This is a genomic window from Marinomonas sp. (assembly GCF_965225885.1).
Lineage (GTDB): Bacteria > Pseudomonadota > Gammaproteobacteria > Pseudomonadales > Marinomonadaceae > Marinomonas.
This window is the reverse complement of record NZ_OZ245329.1, coordinates 1,877,831-1,894,993: the sequence shown is the minus strand read 5'-3', so window position 1 is coordinate 1,894,993 and position 17,163 is coordinate 1,877,831. Positions and strand designations below refer to the sequence as shown.

The window sequence follows — 17,163 nt, the reverse complement described above, 5'->3', positions numbered from 1 at the left end:
TCTTAAGATATTTGTTAAGCTGCCAATAAAACGGCTAACAGGGCAATCAAACCAGGCAAACCTTGTACAAACAAAATTTTCTTACTTGAGGTAATCGCACCGTAAACACCTGCAACCACAACACAAAGCAAAAAGAAAATCGTCACCTGTGAACCCGCTGTACCAAGCCACACCCCCCACAACAAGCCGGCGGCAAGAAAACCATTGTAAAGTCCTTGGTTCGCTGCCATCACCTTACTCGCTTTGGCAAAATCAGGCTTTAAGCCAAATGTTTTCATGCCTTTAGGCTTATCCCAAAGAAACATCTCAATATACATGATGTACAGATGTAATAGAGCGACAAGTGCAGTGGTAACTATTGCGATTAATTCCATAAATATAACCTCTTATTTTTATTCCATTAATTTGACAATTTATACTTGGCGAGGCGTTTTTTAACAAACGCACTTTACGTTTTATCTATTTTTTCGAGCTTTCCCTGAAAGTCTTTCAATGCAATAGTTAAAGCGCCAACGGCGACACTTGGCTCAATATCATGACTTTCAAGTAACTCAATAAGATCAACAGCCAGCTTGATATGATCTGGCGCGTGGTCTAAAGACATAAAAACTCCATATAAAAGACTGCAATAATCTATATGTAAAATGCGAAAAATAGGCAATTAAAAAACGTTTTTGCCGTCTATAATGGCTTTTTTGCATTACGAATTGTTCGACGTAAAATAAAACAAATACAATACACATGGAACATAAACAAGCCTAATTTAACGAGGTTATCGTGATTACAAATGAATTCTGGTTGGATCGATGGAAAACAGGGCGTATTGGCTTTCATCAAGAAGGCGTCAATCCGAAGCTAATTGAGTTCTGGCCTATCTTGCCAAAAGGCAGCCGTGTTCTTGTGCCTTTATGTGGTAAGTCAAATGACATGATTTGGTTAGCCGAGCAAGGCTATCTAGTCACAGGTATTGAACTCTCATCCTTGGCAGTGATTCAATTTTTAGGCGATAACGATTTAGCCTATAACACTCATCAAGAAGGTGATTTAAAAGTTCATACCGTGGACGGATTGCCTTTACGGATTGTCGAAGGCGACTATTTCCAATTCACCGAAACAGAGTTCGATGCCTGCTATGATCGCGCAGCCATGGTAGCCATGCCCGACTCAAAACGCTCCGAGTATGTCTCCCACACCCTCGAACGTTTGTCCTCGTCTGCTTGCGGATTGTTGATTTCATTACAGTATGATGGCGATGAGCAAGGGCCACCATTTTCCGTTAATGAAGACAGTTTAATATCATTCTGGGGGAGCAGAATTCAGAAAATTACCGCAGAAAACCTAGCTCTGACGAATCCTCAATATAAAGAGCAAGGACACAACATTTTTGAGGAAAGTGTCTGGCGCATTCAACCTTAGAGAATATAAGGCTGAATAGACCTAGATTAGGCTGTCTACCCTAGGTTTTTTCTGGGATAATGCAGCACAATTTTTCAACGATAATCCATGTATCCTCGTAATGACAAAGAATGCCAATTAGCCATTGCACCCGATACCAAGAGTAAATAATGATCAAACGACATAAAACCGCCAAAGAACTCTTTTCTTACCCATTATATTGGGCTGAGTGTTATGGCGTTTCGCCCTTCCTACCCACCACAAGAGAAGAAATGGACGCTCTTGGCTGGGACAGCTGTGATGTGATCATAGTATCTGGTGATGCCTATGTTGATCACCCCAGTTTTGGTATGGCAGTTTTAGGTCGTTTATTAGAAGCGCAAGGTTATCGCGTTGGTATTATTGATCAGCCCGATTGGCGCAACACGGAAGATTTCATGCGCCTTGGTCGCCCTAACCTTTACTTTGGTGTTACCGCAGGCAACATGGATTCCTTGATCAACCGTTATACTGCAGACTTAAAAGTGCGCAATGACGATGCTTATACGCCTTATGGCGTTGGCGGAAAACGTCCTGATCGCGCGGTTATTGTCTACTCTCAGCGCTGTAAAGAAGCGTTCCATGATGTTCCTGTGATGATTGGGGGCATTGAAGCCAGTCTTCGACGTATTGCCCAATACGATTATTGGAGTGATGAGGTTCGTCGTTCGGTGTTAATCGATTCGACGGCTGATATTTTACTTTATGGCAACGCTGAACGCGCCATGATTGAAGTAACTCATCAGATGGCGATGGGCAAAACACTGGATGAATTAACTGACATTCGCGGCACGACGATTGTTCGAAATACCCCACCTGGCGGTTATACAGAAATCGATTCGACTCGTGTAGACTGGCCCGGCAAGGTTGAACAAATTTACAGCCCTTATGAATATATCCCAGAAGGGAAATGTCAGACAAAGGACGAAGAAGAATCTGACGTCATGCCGATTCGCGTGATTCCAGCGCCACTTCGTCGTGGCGAAAAGCTTGACCCAGAAAAAACGTATATTCGTTTACCTTCTTTTGAAAAAGTCTCTAAAGACCCTGTTTTATACGCCCACACATCACGCATTTTGCACCTTGAGTCAAACCCACATAACGCACGCGCATTGATTCAAAAACATGGCAAGAAAGAGATCTGGGTAAATCCACCACCGATTCCATTGGAAACACCAGAAATGGACGGCGTGTTTGATTTACCTTATGCACGTGTGCCGCACCCGAAATACAAAAAAGCTCGCATTCCTGCTTATGACATGATCAAAACATCGATCAACATCATGCGTGGCTGTTTTGGCGGCTGTACTTTTTGCTCGATTACCGAACATGAAGGTCGAGTGATTCAATCTCGTTCACACGAATCTATTTTAAAGGAAATTGAAGATATCAAGGACAAGGTGCCAGGTTTCACAGGGCATATCTCAGACCTTGGCGGACCGACTTCCAACATGTACACACTGAACTGTAACGACGATGAAGTTCAAGCGTCGTGCCGTAAACTGTCTTGTGTTTATCCGACCATTTGCTCCAACTTAAATACAGATCACAGCCCAACGACGCAACTGTATCGTAAGGCTCGTGCGGTTGAAGGTATTCATACTGTGTCTATTGCCTCAGGTTTACGTTATGACCTTGCTGTAGAAGATCCTGAGTACGTTCGTGAGCTTGTCACTCATCACGTTGGTGGCTTACTGAAAATTGCCCCTGAGCACTCAGAGCAAGGTACTTTGTCAAAAATGATGAAGCCGGGTATGGGAACCTATGATCGCTTCAAACGCATGTTTGATAAGTACTCCAAAGAAGCAGGTAAGAAACAGGTAAGAAACAGCATTTAATCCCTTACTTTATCGCTGCACATCCCGGTAGCTCAGACGAAGATATGCTTAACCTTGCGGTATGGTTGAAAACCAACGATTTCAAACCAGACCAAGTACAAACTTTTTATTCTTCGCCAATGTCATTGGCGACGGCTATGTATCACTCAGGTAAAAACCCACTCAAACCAGTGACTTATAAGAGTGAAGACGTTTATACCCCAAAAGACGCCAAGCAACGTACGGTACAAAAAGGCTTCTTGCGCTATCATGATCCGAGCAACTGGCAGGATCTGCGCAACACCTTGATAAAAATGGGCCGCCCTGAACTTATTGGTCATGGGGATAACAAATTGGTGCCAGCGGAAGAGAAAGATAAACAGGTACGTCGTCGTCCTCAAAAAGCCAAACCCGGCCAAGCAACAGGCGCTTCTCATACGTCAAACAGACCGACTATGGAGAAGAACCTAGCAGCGGAAAAAGCTCGCCGTAAAAACAACAACGGCGGTGTTACTGCTACTCCAACAAAACGTCGCAAGACAAAAGTCAAGTCTCGCCAACAGTAAGCCTATCCCAGAATTAAGTTTACTGATTTACAGAGAGACAGACATAAAAAAATGCGCCATGCTTATTCAACATGGCGCATTTTTTATAACACTAGAATAGTTTGCTGCTGAATGATGACAACCTCGTCAAGGTTAAACGAGTAAGGCATTGGCTACATAAAACCAAACTAAGAGGACTTATAATCAATTAAGTTCAAAGACGCTTCACTATCCATCAACTCATCCTGCATGCTTTCCACATGCCCTGCCACTTCATCTGGGGATGAAAAATGGGCAATATGATACATAGCGTCACCTTCTTGAACCAAGGGAATATTTTGCTTACCGATAATAATTCCGCCATTCTTACACAGAACTTTATCCAATATATCGCCATAAGGATCTTTAATCTCAGCAAGCACATCGCCAGCTTCGACAAGATCACCTAGCTCTTTTATGTGAGTGGTAAAACCACTGTCTGTCGCTCTTATCCAGCTGCTGCTGCGTGCAATTCTTGGCTCAGATAATGACTTTTTACTGCGCGACTTGGGCAACATTCCCAAATGCCTCATTACGCCAACAACCCCTTTCACACCAGCCCGTATGGATAACTCGTCAAAGCGCAGTGCCTCACCTGCTTCATACAGAATAACCTTCGCACCGACATCATTCGCACATTCGCGTAATGAACCATCACGAAGGTTAGAGTTCATCAAAACAGGCACCCCAAAAGCTTTCGCAATAGCGAGCGTTTCAGGATCATCAAGATTAGCGCGCACTTGTGGCAAATTGGTGCGATGCAAGCTCCCCGTATGAAGATCAATACCGTAATTTGCCTTGGAAACAATTTCATTCAAAAAACGATCTGCAACGCGTCCTGCTAATGAGCCGCGCTGAGAACCAGGAAAAGAACGATTTAAGTCTCGCCTATCAGGTAAATACCGACTTTGGCTCAATACACCATAGCCGTTAACAATGGGCACTGCGATCAAGGTGCCTTTTAAACTATCAAGGTATTTGCTTTGAATGATTCGACTAATAATCTCGATACCATTCAGCTCATCACCATGAATCGCGGCGCTAATAAATAAGGTAGGACCAGAACGCTTGCCTCGCTTTACAAACACCGGCATAGACATATTGGTGTCCGTATACAACTTTACCATCGGCAGCTTTATACGAGCAGTACCACCTAAAGGAATCTCCACACCGCCAATTGTTAAAGCCGTTTTCTCCATTAACCTTTACCTTTTGTTTTTGTACTACCCAATAACGCTGTTTTTTCAATGTGTTTAATAATCATAGCTGCAACATCTTTACCCGTTGCAGACTCGATACCTTCTAATCCTGGCGAGGAATTCACTTCCATTATAAGAGGGCCATTGTTGGACCGTAGAATATCCACACCACACATATTCAAGCCCATTACTTTTGCGGCTTCTACTGCAGTGCGTCTTTCTTCAGGCGATAGTTTTACCAAAGAAGCGGTTCCACCACGATGAAGGTTTGAACGGAACTCACCTTCAGCACCTTGCCTTTTCATCGCAGCTATAACTTTACCGCCAACCACTAAACAACGGATATCGGCACCACCCGCTTCTTTAATATATTCTTGTACCAAGATATTGGCTTTTAATCCCATAAAGGCTTCGATGATAGACTCAGCTGTCTTGTTCGATTCAGCCAAAACCACACCAATACCTTGTGTGCCTTCTAAAAGCTTAATCACCACAGGCGCGCCACCGACGTTTTTAAGCAAGTCGCCTATCTTATCAGGATGATGCGCAAAGCCGGTTTTGGGTAAGCCCAAGCCCTTACGAGACATAAGCTGCAATGATCTTAACTTATCACGTGAACGACTAATCGCTACGGATTCGTTAATACTGTAAGTGCCCATCATCTCGAACTGCCTAACCACAGCCGTACCATAAAAAGTAACTGACGCTCCAATTCTTGGGATAACCGCATCATATTTAGGCAATGGCATTCCATCGTAACGAACGGAAGGGTTGCAACTTGTAATGTCCATATAACAATGCATCGTATCAATTACATCTACCTCATGCCCAAGCAGTTCACCTGCCTCAACCAATCGACGAGTAGAATAGAGTCGAGGATTACGAGAAAGAATTGCGATTTTCATAGATGTCCTTTGAACAAAATAAGAAAGCAAACGTACAAACGATGCTTATTAAAAAAGATGTTTACAAAAAGATTAACGCCATTGGCGCGAGAATAGTGAATAACCTTATATTTAGAAAGAGATTTCATGCATTTTACATAAAAAAATCTCCAAGCCCCCTTGTCTAACAAAGGCACTCAGAGATTTTCAGGTTTTCTTCTAGAAAATAAAAATTATTTCTTAGGAGCAAACGGGTTTTCAGACGATTTGAATTCGAAAATAATCGGTGTACCTGTAATGTTCAGCACAGTTCTAAATTTATTTTCAAGGTAGCGCTTATAGCTTCCTGGCAATGAATCGGTCTGGTTACCATGAACCACAATACGTGGCGGGTTTGATCCACCTTGGTGTGCATATCGAAGCTTAATTCTACGGCTGTTCACCATTGGAGGCTGATGCTCTGCAATGGAATCTTCAAGAATTCTCGTCAAACGATTTGTTGTCCATTTGGCATAACAAGACTCGTAAGTGCTTTCAATCGTATCGTACAAATCACCAACACCAGTACCATGCAAAGCGGAAATGTAATGCACTTTAGCGTAAGGAACAAAGCCCAAACGGCGCTCAACTTCACTCTTGATGTGCTCACGATCATCTTTTTTGAGACCATCCCATTTGTTGATCGCAATAATCACACCGCGGCCAGCATCCAGTACATAACCAATCATATGTAGATCTTGCTCAACCAAATCTTCATGGGAGTCAATCACCACAATAACAACGTTGGCATCTTGAATGGCCTGCAAAGCCTTAACAATAGAAAACTTCTCAACCGCTTCTTTAACGTGTTTACGGCGACGAATACCGGCCGTATCAATAAGGGTATATTCTTTATCATTACGCACGTAAGGAATATAAACACTGTCTCGCGTAGTGCCCGGCATGTCATAAACCACAACGCGATCTTCACCTAACATGCGGTTTACCAATGTAGATTTGCCTACATTTGGACGACCTACAACACCAATACGAATACCACGAGATTCAATGCTAATTTGATTTTTAGCTTCTTCAACACGCTCGGCAAATGGCAACATAACCTTATCAATTAGGACGTGCACCCCCTTGCCATGAGAAGCAGCAATAGGATGCAGTTCTCCAAAACCTAATGAATAAAAATCTGCCAAAGCGATATCTTCATTAATACCGTCAGTCTTATTTACCACAAGAGAAATTGGCTTATTAGAACGACGCAAATGATTAGCAATCATCTCGTCCGAAGGGTTCAAGCCATGACGACCATCGACAAGAAACAAAACAGCATCGGCTTCTTCTATCGCCAATAAAGACTGGCGAGCCATTTTTTCATCAATACCTTGTTCGTCACCACTGATACCACCAGTATCAATAACAATAAATTCATGTTCACCAAGTTTACCATCACCGTATTTACGGTCACGAGTTAGGCCGGGATAATCGGCAACCAAAGCATCACGAGATCTCGTCAATTGATTGAAGAGAGTTGATTTGCCAACATTGGGTCTACCTACCAATGCAATAACTGGAATCATTTTTTTACCTATAAAAATACAAAGCGGCCACCACCCCTAATAAAGGGATGGCAGCCTCTTTAAAAAATCGCTAAAAAGAAATCGAAATTGATCTCAATAGCTTAATGCCGTCACATTAGAGTTCGGCGTAAGAATAAACAATTGTTTGTCATTTGCCACCATTCGACTACCCGGCGGAACGCCATTACCAGCTACCTTATGAGCTGCCACTTCGCCTGTCGATAGATCAAGTAAATGAACATAACCACCACGATCCATCACAGCAACATAATCGCGGAAAAATTCTGGCGTAATCAAATCTCGGCCGACAAGATCTTTATTTTCCCAAACTTCAGTGCCATTTTTAGCATTCAACGCAATGACTTTACTCATCATATCAACAGCAACTAATAGCTCGCCCCTTACAGCAACACCTACTGAACTAGGAATACTACGCTGCCATAGTGGTCGACCACTTTCAATCGAAAGCGCGGCCAGCGTACCATTGTAGGCAACGGCATAAACAACACCATTTTCTACCACTAAACGACCATCCACATCGCTTAATCGCTCAATTTCATAACGCCCTTCTGGTTTACCTACGTCATAAGACCAAAGTAAATTGCCATCTTGTAATGAATAAGCTTTCAATTTACCACTGGCAAAACCTGCAATGACTTTACCATCAGTAATAATGGGTGCGCTTGTACCACGTACTGTTAAAGATGGCAAATCTTCTTTTGCGCGCCACTGCGTATCGCCCGTCTCCGCATCCAACACACTTAACCAGCCATCAGCCGTTTGTACAGCTAACTTGCCTGCGGCATATGAAGCTTCTGACAATACCTCAGAGCTTAATGTTTTTTCCCACAAAATAGACTTACTAGCTAATGAAACGGCAATCAGTTGAGCATCGTATGTTCCAAAATACAGAACATCGCCATGACGCATTACGCCAGCACTCGGTCTAAACTCAGTTGAGAAAGTATCTTTCTTCTTTCCATCTTCCTGTGCAAGCTCGTAAACCGTTCCTTTATCCGTTACAAAAAATAAAGAACCATTCTCTGCAACAAGATTAAAACGCTCACTAGATTCACCAAAATTACCATCAACACCAGTTCGCCATGACGTTTTTAAGTTAACTTTACTTTCTATAGAAGGAAGGTCTGGCAAAGCTGGACGAGAGTTGGAACACCCCTGAATAATCAAAGCAGCAAACAAAACAACGAAAAAAAGAGACTTGCTCATAATTAGCCTTTTACCAAATCTTTAAGCTTTATATCAAGCAATGGATGCTTGACACCCACACCCAACGCTTCATTTGCTTTTTGATAAGCAATACGAGCATCGTCACGTTTACCCTGTGCAATTAAAATATCGCCAATTAACTCTTGCTTCTGAGCTGCAAACTCTTCTGCCGATACTTTTTCAGCACGTGCCATTGCGCCTGCATAATCTTCTTTCTGAAGCATCAAACGGGCCACACGCAAATCAGCGATAGCAGCAAAAGAAATGTCTTTTGTTTTAGCAATAGCATCATCCAATGCCTTAATGGCTTCATCATACTTTCCATTTTCAGCATCTACACGAGCTACAAACAACTGACCGAACATTGCATAACCCGTATCTCCATAATCATCTGCAAGTTGCTTAGCGATAAAAGTAACCGTTTTTTGGTTGTTTTCATCGCTTAAATCAGCAGAGGCTTGAACCAAATTTTGATATAACGCAGAAGCTTCGCTCGTGTAGTTAGCTTGATTGGTTTTCCACGCTTGCCAACCAAAATAACCACCAACAGCAACAGCAATAGCAATGACCAACATCATGCCGTTCTTTTTCCACCACGATTTAAACGCTTCGATTTGTTCTTCTTCAGTCTTTAATTCAGACACTTTTTCTTCCTCATACTAGGCGCTGTCAAATAACGTACATGACAGCACTCCATTAAATCAAATTATAACTTAGCATTAATGTAGGCTGCGACATCATCAAGTGGGTGAGACTCTTGCTCGCCCGTTGACATATTTTTTATCTGACAAACACCCTTATCAACCTCATCTTGCCCTAAAATAATTGTAAAACGAGCATCAGAACGATCGGCTTTTTTCATTTGATTCTTAAAGTTACCACCGCCACAGTGGCGCAATACAACAAGATTTGAGCTTTCCTCACGCAGCCGCTCAGCTAAAACAAAAGAAGCAAGCTCAGCGTCATCCCCCATACTAATAACAAACACATCAGTAGAGAATTTCGCTTCATTAGGAATTAAATTTAACGTTTCAAGCAATAGAACCAAACGCTCTATGCCCATTGCAAAGCCAACGGCTGGAGTTGATTTCCCACCCAATTGCTCAACCAGGCCATCATAACGGCCACCAGCACATACTGTAGCCTGAGAGCCCAGATGCGTTGTCACCCATTCAAAAACCGTTTTACCATAATAATCTAGACCTCGTACTAAGCGACGGTTGATCACATACGGTATACCATTGGCTTTCAAGATAGCCTGTAAAAAATCAAAATGAGCTTGGGATTCTTCGCCGATAAAATTTTCTAGGTTTGGTGCGTCTTTCAGTACCGCTTGAGTTGATGCATCTTTAGAGTCTAAAATCCTCAGCGGATTTGTTCCTAAACGGCGCTGGCTGTCTTCATCAAGCTGATCTTTAAACTCAGTCAAATAATCAACCAAAGCTGCCTTATACGTTTCACGCTCAGACGCCAAACCAATTGTATTCAGCTGAAGCTCAACATGCTCTAACAGACCCAATTTTTGCCATAAGCGAGCCGATAAGATAATCAATTCAGCATCGATATCCGCAGAACTCATACCAAAAGATTCCACTCCAATCTGATGGAATTGGCGATAGCGACCTTTCTGTGGTCGCTCGTAACGAAACATTGGCCCTGTGTACCACAAACGCTGGACCTGATTAAACAAAAGTCCAGCCTGATCAGCTGCTCTCACACAACTCGCCGTACCTTCTGGACGCAAGGTAAGAGACTCGCCATTACGATCATCAAAAGTGTACATTTCTTTTTCTACGATATCCGTTGTTTCACCGACACCGCGTTTAAACAAATCCGTATTTTCCACAATCGGAAAACGAATTTGCTGATATCCATAAGACTTAACAACATCTGCCACTGTTTTTTCTAGATATAACCAAACAGAGGATTGGTCAGGCAAAATGTCATTCATTCCCCTGATCGCTTGAATTTTACGAGCCACAATGGATCCTTAATTTTTTACAATGATATTGGCTAATTCCCGTTCTTTAAGGAGAGCCTTTTTGCGAATCATTTTTTCTAAATCATCGACAAGCGTTTCATTTTTCGTCTTGCTGTTCGGCTTACCATCTTGATAAATCAAGTTATTTGGCGAACCTCCAGCAAGACCAATGTCTGCTTCTTTTGCTTCACCTGGCCCATTTACCACACAACCTATAACGGCCACATCCATTGGAATAGTGATGTCATCAAGACGTTCTTCTAACTCATTCATCGTTTTAATGACATCAAAGTTCTGACGAGAACAGCTTGGGCAAGCAATAAAATTAATACCGCGATTACGCAATTTTAAACTGCGTAGCATGTCCCAACCCACTTTAATTTCTTGAACAGGATCAGCGGCAAGAGAAACACGCAAGGTATCGCCAATACCATCCATCAAAAGCAAACCAAGCCCGATGGAAGACTTAACTGTTCCAGAGCGCAAACCACCTGCTTCAGTAATCCCCAAATGCAGCGGATTATCTATTTGACTAGCAATTTTTCGGTAGGCTTCGACCGTCATGAAAATATCAGACGCTTTAAGGCTCAGCTTGTACTCATGAAAATCTAATTCATCAAAATATTGTATTTGTCGAAAAGCAGATTCCACCAACGCATCAGGCGTTGGCTCACCGTATTTCTTTTGCAGATCTTTTTCTAAAGATCCAGCATTGACCCCAATACGAATAGGAATATTTTTATCACGGGCACAATCTACCACTGCACGAATACGGTCTTTATTGCCAATATTACCAGGATTAATCCGCAGGCAATCGACACCATACTCAGCCACCTTCAAAGCAATTTTATAATCGAAATGAATATCTGCAACCAATGGAATAGAAACCGCTTCGCGTATTTTTTTGAACGCTTCAGCAGCGTCCATCGACGGAATAGAAACACGAACAATATCGGCACCAGCATCAGCAATAGCGCGAATCTGAGCCACGGTCGCGTCAACATCACAAGTTTCTGTGTTCGTCATACTCTGAACACTGATTGGCGCACCACCGCCAACCGGCACATTCCCAACCATAATTTGACGGGAATGACGGCGTTTAATAGGTGATTCAAAATGCATAGGAGTCTCTACTTGAGCTCAAATCGAGCCAAATCTTTACGTGTAAAAGAAGAAAAATCGAATTCTTCACCTTTGTATTTCAAAGATGACACGCCATTCGCGCAACCCAAGACAACGCGATAAGGCGCTTTACCTGTTAACGACAACTGGCTACCCGCAGATTTCACCCCAGAAAACAAAATCTTACCTGAAGCGTCACGCACTTCTGTCCAACAGTCTGCATCAAAAGCAATCTCAACTTCATCGGTATAAGAAGGTAACTTTGGTGAAGCAGCAAGTTCTGCAGGTACTTCAGCGGTTGCTCTAACAACATCTTCTGGTTTGACGCCAGCCTCTTCCAAAATCGCCATTGTTTCAGCTGACAACCCAGTTACTACACCACCATTACCAGCCGCTTTTTCAATTTGAACATTCGCGTTTTCAGTATTAGCATCAGAGGCAACATCCACATTTGTGGCAGAATTTGAACTGGAGACATCTGCAATAGCGACGGAATTATCTGACTCACTTGAAATAGATTCAGTCGGCGCTGGCTCAGGAGCTGAAACGGTTTCACCAACTTCGCTCTTTGTTTCATTAGGAGTAACAGGTGTATTTGTTTGAGAAGGCCACCAAAAAACCAAAAAAACCAGAACAGCAACAATCACCACAGAGATAAAAATAACGATTGGGTCGCCAAAATTTGTTTGCTTATTTACTTTATCAACAGGTTTGATCGTTGGCTCAGCATCTTCTCGTTCGCTATCAAAAGCGCTTAGCATTTCAGAAGCATCTATCTGCAAAAGACGGCAATAGCTTTTTAGGAAGCCTCGAGCAAAGGTAACAGAACGGAAGTAATTAAAATTATTGGCTTCAAGTGCTCGCACTTGATCAATGGGAATTTTTAGCTCTGTAGCAACATATCTTTCATCAAACTCTAGCTCTAACCTTTTTGCCTTTAATCTATTGCCAATATTAATAGTGTCCATATTCGTTTTACTTACAGAAGCATCAGTTTGAAATTCAGTTGTCATGTCAATACCTTGAGCCATTCAGGCATGTAAAATCACTCGCAGACGAATACAGTGTAGGGTCAGTCTCGCGTGCAACTAGATGCCGCGACAGACAGTTGTATTCATTAAAATGCACCGATTCTCGGGCAATTTCTTTATCAGCCTGGATATTATTAAAAATTAAGCGAGCTTTGTCATTACTACCCTGTATTAAAACAAGATTGAGCTCTGTCATCAAACCAATCAGAGGCAAATCAGCAATTTCTTTTGCCTGTTTTAGATAGATTCCGGCTAAATTTACTTGATTCTGACGTATAGCGCATCTGGAAAGATTAATTTGCACCGATTGACGCTTTGCAAAGCCTTTCCTATCAGCTTTTGTGAAAGCGTTACAAGCTTCACCCCAGCGATTTCTAAGCCCCAAAAGCACCCCATAGTTATTCCATATAAAGGTATCATCAGGAAACTTTTTCAGTGCTTTTTCATGCACTAAAAATGCTTCGTTATAGCTCTCAACACTCAACCAATACAAACTAAGTAATCGCCAGTAGTCACGACCTTGGTAAGCATCGTCAACCTGATCTAATTTCTTTTTTGCCAACCCCCATTGTCCCAATAAAAGATGCGCCTGAACAATCGACAGTTTTTTAGATTCAGAAATAGGAGGTGGTGCCGGAGAAACAACTTGATAAGCACACGACGTACAAAACAAACAACACAATAAGAATGGTAATAACCATAAACGCATACTGACATCCTTGTCATACACAAAATTAATGATTCAAAAAGTTAGCTTTTCACTTCACGCAACTCTATGTACTTCTGACTACGGCGAGTTTTGTCCTGGAAGTCACCAACCAATTGGCCACAAGCCGCGTCAATATCATCGCCACGAGTGGTTCGAACAGTCACAGTATAACCTGCATCAGCCAGAATTTTCTGGAAACGACGAGTACGATTATTAGACGGCTTTTCATACCCAGAATGAGGGAACGGGTTAAATGGAATCAAGTTGATTTTACATTCTAATACTTTAAGTAGTTCCACCAATTCATGGGCTTGCTCTTCATTGTCATTCACACCTGACATCAAGGTGTACTCGATCGTGATGTGACGTTTATCTGGCAAGTTTGCCAAATAGAACTGGCAAGCCTCAAGCAGCTCAGCAATCGGGTATTTTTTATTAATTGGCACTAGCTCGTTACGTAGCGCATCATTTGGTGCATGTAACGAAATAGCCAAAGACACATCAGTACGTTTTACCAATTCATAAATTTTAGGCACAACACCAGAAGTACTCAAGGTTACACGACGCTTAGACAAACCATAAGCATGGTCATGCATCATCAGAATCATCGCATCAACCACAGGCTCGAAGTTCATCAGAGGTTCGCCCATGCCCATCATAACCACATTAGTTACACGACGAGGACCATTGGGGCCCATAGGGCCAAACGATTTAATCGCGATCCAAACCTGACCAATAATTTCAGCTGGCGTTAAATTACGATTAAAACCTTGCTTGCCCGTTGAGCAAAAACTGCAATCCAAAGAGCAGCCAACTTGCGAAGACACACACAAAGTTGCTCTATCGCCATCAGGAATCAAAACCGTTTCAACACAATCGTTTTTGCCACCGTCAGTACGAATAATCCATTTACGCGTACCATCAGTGGAAATATTTTGTGACACCACTTCGGGTCCACGAATCTCACAAATTTGCTCTAATTTTGCACGCAACGCCTTGCTGACATCCGTCATTTCTTCGAAGCTTTCCGCTCCCTTTTGATGAATCCATTTGATCACTTGCGTAGCGCGAAATTTCTTCTCGCCGATGGATTCAAAGAATTCAATCAGTTTGTCGGGAGATAAACCCAACAGATTTACTTTTTTGATGTCAGTCATAATTCAATGTCGCTTGCTGTAGTTAGCATTAAGTGTAAACGAAAAAAGCCTCTGAAAAGAAAAGTCTTTTCAGAAGCCTCTGTAAAAAAGCGGGCTAGCGCCCGCTTTTACAAAATAGATCGGACATAAAGGTCCTAGCTGTCAATTACTTACCGAAGAAGTAAGCAATTTCACGAGTTGCAGATTCAACAGAATCAGAACCGTGAACAGCGTTTGCATCGATAGACGTTGCGTAATCTGCACGCAAAGTACCAGCAGTTGCTTCTTTAGGGTTAGTTGCACCCATAAGTTCACGGTGACGAAGAGCAGCGCCTTCACCTTCAAGAACAGAAACAACAACAGGACCAGACGTCATGAAAGCAACCAAATCTTTGTAGAAAGGACGCTCTTTGTGCTCAGCATAGAAACCACCAGCCAATTCGTCATCTAGTTGAATCATTTTAGCTTCAACGATTTTGAAACCAGCACGTTCAAAACGAGTGTAAATTTCGCCAATTACGTTTTTCGCAACAGCATCAGGCTTGATGATAGATAGAGTGCGTTCTAACGCCATGATATAACTCCAAATTAAATTTAAAGGGGCGATGACTAGCATAGCGATAACCATAAAAGCCATGACCCAGGACATAAAAGTTCAGCGCGCGTATTATACGCACCAATTCATTAAAATTGTATGATCAAACGAACATTATTTATTCAAACAAGAATAAAAGTACCAATTCTTACGACTAAGCTACGGATCGAAGACGAGTTACTGCATTTTTAATAGTTTCAGCCGCAAAATCCACCTCTTCCTCGGTCGTAAAGCGACCCACTGAAAGACGCAAGGAGCTATGAGCCAGATCATCAGCCAAACCAATCGTGCGTAAAACATAAGAAGGTTCCAAGCTTGCTGAAGTACACGCAGAACCAGAAGACACTGCGATATCACTCAAAGACATCAACAACACTTCCCCATCAACACCAGAGAAACCCACATTCAACACACCAGCAACGCGATTATTAGAATCTCCGTTGAGATGCACACAAGACAACTCATTCAAAGACGACCACAAACGTTCGCGCAAGGCTTTGATACGAGCACAATCCTGCTCCATTTCTTCACCGGCCAAACGAAATGCTTCACCCATACCGACAATTTGATGAGTCGCCAAGGTACCAGAGCGCATACCGCGCTCATGACCGCCACCATGAATTTGCGCCTCTAGCTTCACTTTCGGCGAGCGTCTTACAAACAAAGCGCCAATGCCTTTTGGGCCATAGGTTTTATGAGCCGTCAGCGACATTAAATCTACTTTCATAGCATTAACGTCAATATCAATTTTACCTGTGGTTTGCGCGGCATCTACATGAAGAAACACACCATGAGATCGAGTTAATTCACCAATTGCAGCAATATCCGTCAGCACACCAAGCTCATTATTACCATGCATCAAAGACACTAAAATTGTATCTTCACGAAGCGCTTCAGCAACCTGACTCGGTGAAATAACACCATGAACATCTGGTTGCAAATAAGTCACTTCAAAGCCTTCTTTTTCAAGCTGCTTACAAGGGTCCAAAACCGCCTTGTGCTCAATCATCGAAGTAATAATATGGCGGCCTTTTTGGCGATAAGCATGAGCAACACCTTTCAGAGCTAAGTTATTTGCTTCCGTCGCGCCAGAGGTCCAAACAATTTCACGAGAGTCCGCTTTAATCAAACTAGCCACCTGCAACCTAGCTTCTTCTACCGCTTCTTCCGCACGCCAGCCAAACAGATGCGAACGCGAAGCCGGGTTTCCAAAGTTGCCGTCCTGCGTTAAACACGCCATCATTTTTTCAGCCACTCTTGGGTCAACTGGCGTGGTAGCAGAATTATCTAGGTAAACTGGGGTGTTCATTTAACGCTCTCCAATAAAAATTAAACGGCTACTTTTTTATAATCAAAAAAGCTAAACAGCGGCCTGTGCAATACCTTTTATACGCCCCACAATGGAGCGCAAACCATTACCACGAGTTGGGCTTAAGTGTCTTTCAAGATCGAGCTCTTCGAAGTACGCCGTAATATCGAAATCTAAAATTTCTTGCGGTGTTTTATGATCCAATGCCGCCAAAACCAAACCAAGCAAGCCGCGAACAATAATGGCATCACTGTCTACCGCAAAAGTCAGCACTTCGCCTTTTATTGCATCTTGCTCACTGCCCGGCTGAATCCAAACACTGCTCTGGCAGCCTTTCACCAAACGCTCAGGCGTGCGCCAAGCATCATCAAATGCAGGCAAAGATTTACCCAAATCAATGATGTACTTGTACTTATCTTCCCAATCGTCAAAAAACGACAGATCGTCTACGATGTCTTCCGTACTAGGTAAAGCCATGACTACCCTATTTTTTGCACTGTGCCTATTAAAACAAAAACGGCATTGGCTAAGCACCAAGGCCGTTTCATATTGTATTCGATTTTA

Annotated in this window: 16 protein-coding genes and 1 pseudogene; 2 read left to right on the top strand and 15 right to left on the bottom strand. The window is 42.6% G+C overall.

Annotation, left to right across the window (positions count from 1 at the left end; all coding sequences use genetic code 11):
• Window positions 1-14: 14 nt before the first annotated feature.
• Window positions 15-374, bottom strand: a complete 360-nt coding sequence (locus tag ACO05V_RS08990) for a DUF1304 domain-containing protein (RefSeq protein WP_421849897.1) — start codon at window positions 372-374, stop codon at window positions 15-17.
• 74 nt (window positions 375-448) lie between these two features.
• Window positions 449-604 carry a DUF2496 domain-containing protein gene (locus tag ACO05V_RS08985; RefSeq protein ID WP_421849894.1) on the bottom strand — a complete coding sequence of 52 codons (156 nt, stop codon included), beginning with the start codon at window positions 602-604 and terminating at the stop codon, window positions 449-451.
• A gap of 173 nt (window positions 605-777) precedes the next feature.
• On the opposite strand from ACO05V_RS08985, the gene ACO05V_RS08980 reads away from it, so the two are divergent.
• The gene (locus ACO05V_RS08980) at window positions 778-1,416 is read left to right on the top strand and encodes a thiopurine S-methyltransferase (RefSeq protein ID WP_421849891.1); all 639 of its coding nucleotides are present in this window, start codon (window positions 778-780) and stop codon (window positions 1,414-1,416) included.
• 149 nt (window positions 1,417-1,565) lie between these two features.
• Window positions 1,566-3,817, top strand: a pseudogene (locus ACO05V_RS08975) (YgiQ family radical SAM protein).
• A 167-nt stretch (window positions 3,818-3,984) separates the two neighbouring features.
• On the opposite strand, the gene ACO05V_RS08970 reads toward ACO05V_RS08975, so the two are convergent.
• From ACO05V_RS08970 to ACO05V_RS08910, 13 genes are all read right to left on the bottom strand, one after another.
• Complete coding sequence (locus ACO05V_RS08970) at window positions 3,985-5,034, bottom strand: succinylglutamate desuccinylase/aspartoacylase family protein (RefSeq protein ID WP_421849888.1); 1,050 nt, start codon at window positions 5,032-5,034, stop codon at window positions 3,985-3,987.
• Window positions 5,034-5,939, bottom strand: a complete 906-nt coding sequence (gene rimK, locus ACO05V_RS08965; protein WP_421849886.1) for a 30S ribosomal protein S6--L-glutamate ligase — start codon at window positions 5,937-5,939, stop codon at window positions 5,034-5,036. Before rimK ends, ACO05V_RS08970 begins: the two co-directional genes overlap by 1 nt.
• Before the next feature lie 212 nt (window positions 5,940-6,151).
• Window positions 6,152-7,489, bottom strand: coding sequence for a ribosome biogenesis GTPase Der (der, locus tag ACO05V_RS08960; RefSeq protein ID WP_421849883.1), 1,338 nt, complete (start codon window positions 7,487-7,489; stop codon window positions 6,152-6,154).
• Between the two features lie 93 nt (window positions 7,490-7,582).
• Window positions 7,583-8,716, bottom strand: a complete 1,134-nt coding sequence (gene bamB, locus ACO05V_RS08955; RefSeq protein ID WP_421849880.1) for an outer membrane protein assembly factor BamB — start codon at window positions 8,714-8,716, stop codon at window positions 7,583-7,585.
• 2 nt (window positions 8,717-8,718) lie between these two features.
• Window positions 8,719-9,360, bottom strand: a complete 642-nt coding sequence (locus tag ACO05V_RS08950) for a YfgM family protein (protein WP_421849877.1) — start codon at window positions 9,358-9,360, stop codon at window positions 8,719-8,721.
• Between the two features lie 62 nt (window positions 9,361-9,422).
• Complete coding sequence (hisS, locus tag ACO05V_RS08945; protein WP_421849874.1) at window positions 9,423-10,697, bottom strand: histidine--tRNA ligase; 1,275 nt, start codon at window positions 10,695-10,697, stop codon at window positions 9,423-9,425.
• Between the two features lie 9 nt (window positions 10,698-10,706).
• On the bottom strand, window positions 10,707-11,819 hold the full coding sequence (ispG, locus tag ACO05V_RS08940; RefSeq protein WP_212918147.1) for a flavodoxin-dependent (E)-4-hydroxy-3-methylbut-2-enyl-diphosphate synthase: 1,113 nt from the start codon (window positions 11,817-11,819) through the stop codon (window positions 10,707-10,709).
• A gap of 8 nt (window positions 11,820-11,827) precedes the next feature.
• Complete coding sequence (locus ACO05V_RS08935) at window positions 11,828-12,832, bottom strand: RodZ domain-containing protein (protein WP_421849870.1); 1,005 nt, start codon at window positions 12,830-12,832, stop codon at window positions 11,828-11,830.
• A 1-nt stretch (window position 12,833) separates the two neighbouring features.
• The gene (locus ACO05V_RS08930) at window positions 12,834-13,559 is read right to left on the bottom strand and encodes a tetratricopeptide repeat protein (RefSeq protein WP_421849867.1); all 726 of its coding nucleotides are present in this window, start codon (window positions 13,557-13,559) and stop codon (window positions 12,834-12,836) included.
• 41 nt (window positions 13,560-13,600) lie between these two features.
• The gene (rlmN, locus tag ACO05V_RS08925; RefSeq protein WP_421849864.1) at window positions 13,601-14,716 is read right to left on the bottom strand and encodes a 23S rRNA (adenine(2503)-C(2))-methyltransferase RlmN; all 1,116 of its coding nucleotides are present in this window, start codon (window positions 14,714-14,716) and stop codon (window positions 13,601-13,603) included.
• Window positions 14,717-14,861: 145 nt separating this feature from the next.
• Window positions 14,862-15,269, bottom strand: coding sequence for a nucleoside-diphosphate kinase (gene ndk, locus ACO05V_RS08920; RefSeq protein ID WP_421849861.1), 408 nt, complete (start codon window positions 15,267-15,269; stop codon window positions 14,862-14,864).
• 175 nt (window positions 15,270-15,444) lie between these two features.
• Window positions 15,445-16,599, bottom strand: a complete 1,155-nt coding sequence (locus ACO05V_RS08915) for an IscS subfamily cysteine desulfurase (protein WP_421849858.1) — start codon at window positions 16,597-16,599, stop codon at window positions 15,445-15,447.
• Between the two features lie 51 nt (window positions 16,600-16,650).
• Complete coding sequence (locus ACO05V_RS08910) at window positions 16,651-17,076, bottom strand: SufE family protein (protein ID WP_421849855.1); 426 nt, start codon at window positions 17,074-17,076, stop codon at window positions 16,651-16,653.
• Window positions 17,077-17,163: the final 87 nt, after the last annotated feature.

Bases quoted from the DNA above. Each gene is read 5' to 3' on its own strand.
- ACO05V_RS08970 (WP_421849888.1), bottom strand. From the start codon at position 5,034: ATGGAGAAAACGGCTTTAACAATTGGCGGTGTGGAGATTCCTTTAGGT.
- ACO05V_RS08915 (WP_421849858.1), bottom strand. From the start codon at position 16,599: ATGAACACCCCAGTTTACCTAGATAATTCTGCTACCACGCCAGTTGAC.
- ACO05V_RS08930 (WP_421849867.1), bottom strand. From the start codon at position 13,559: ATGCGTTTATGGTTATTACCATTCTTATTGTGTTGTTTGTTTTGTACG.
- bamB (WP_421849880.1), bottom strand. From the start codon at position 8,716: ATGAGCAAGTCTCTTTTTTTCGTTGTTTTGTTTGCTGCTTTGATTATT.
- der (WP_421849883.1), bottom strand. From the start codon at position 7,489: ATGATTCCAGTTATTGCATTGGTAGGTAGACCCAATGTTGGCAAATCA.
- rimK (WP_421849886.1), bottom strand. From the start codon at position 5,939: ATGAAAATCGCAATTCTTTCTCGTAATCCTCGACTCTATTCTACTCGT.
- ispG (WP_212918147.1), bottom strand. From the start codon at position 11,819: ATGCATTTTGAATCACCTATTAAACGCCGTCATTCCCGTCAAATTATG.
- ACO05V_RS08910 (WP_421849855.1), bottom strand. From the start codon at position 17,076: ATGGCTTTACCTAGTACGGAAGACATCGTAGACGATCTGTCGTTTTTT.
- ACO05V_RS08990 (WP_421849897.1), bottom strand. From the start codon at position 374: ATGGAATTAATCGCAATAGTTACCACTGCACTTGTCGCTCTATTACAT.
- ACO05V_RS08935 (WP_421849870.1), bottom strand. From the start codon at position 12,832: ATGACAACTGAATTTCAAACTGATGCTTCTGTAAGTAAAACGAATATG.
- rlmN (WP_421849864.1), bottom strand. From the start codon at position 14,716: ATGACTGACATCAAAAAAGTAAATCTGTTGGGTTTATCTCCCGACAAA.
- ndk (WP_421849861.1), bottom strand. From the start codon at position 15,269: ATGGCGTTAGAACGCACTCTATCTATCATCAAGCCTGATGCTGTTGCG.
- ACO05V_RS08985 (WP_421849894.1), bottom strand. From the start codon at position 604: ATGTCTTTAGACCACGCGCCAGATCATATCAAGCTGGCTGTTGATCTT.